Here is a 646-nt window from a genome sequence, read left to right as displayed (position 1 = left end):
ACTATAATGAGCAGTATAATGCAAATAATATTACTTCTAGCTAATGGAGTAACYCAAGGTGCTCAATCTATAATAAGTTATAACTTTGGGGCTAAAAATATAGATAGAGTAAAGAAAACATTTAAATATACAGTTATGGCTACTTTATCATATACAACTTTTATGTGCTTAATTCTTATGATAGCACCCCAAGTGGTAGTAAAAATATTTAANNNNACAAGCACTGCTGAACTAGATAACATGATGATGATACCAACGGTTAATATAGCTAGTTATGTAATAGCTGGTATTATCACAATGATATTTGCTATACTTGTTATGATAATAATGCATAATAAATTAAAAAATATAAATATGATTGAGGCACTTAAATCTGTAGAATAATTGGTAAAGTGTTGATAATACTTACTTTTAAATGGTATAACATTTTTGTTATACCATTTGTTTTTATGTAAGGTAATACTTATAACAATATTCTTATCAATGTTAGTTATGGTTATGATGCATATTAAATTAAAAAAGGTAGATATGATAGATGCATTAAAGCCAAATGAATAAATAAAAGGCGATATCTTGTATAAATATATTGCTTTTTTTATTAGAAAAATATGAAATTTTGATTGAGATACAATAAGCATAATTTTAY

At 24.7% G+C, this 646-nt stretch carries 1 protein-coding gene; it reads left to right on the top strand.

The genetic code is table 11. The features are described from left to right. Positions 1-6: 6 nt before the first annotated feature. On the top strand, positions 7-384 hold the full coding sequence (locus G3997_RS04910; RefSeq protein WP_442971245.1) for an MATE family efflux transporter: 378 nt from the start codon (positions 7-9) through the stop codon (positions 382-384). Positions 385-646 lie beyond the last annotated feature (262 nt).

Origin of the sequence: Romboutsia sp. 13368, assembly GCF_018336475.1 — a bacterium.
Taxonomy (GTDB): Bacteria; Bacillota; Clostridia; order Peptostreptococcales; family Peptostreptococcaceae; genus Romboutsia.
The sequence above is the reverse complement of the archived record's forward strand: the minus strand, read 5'-3'. Positions and strand labels throughout refer to the sequence as shown.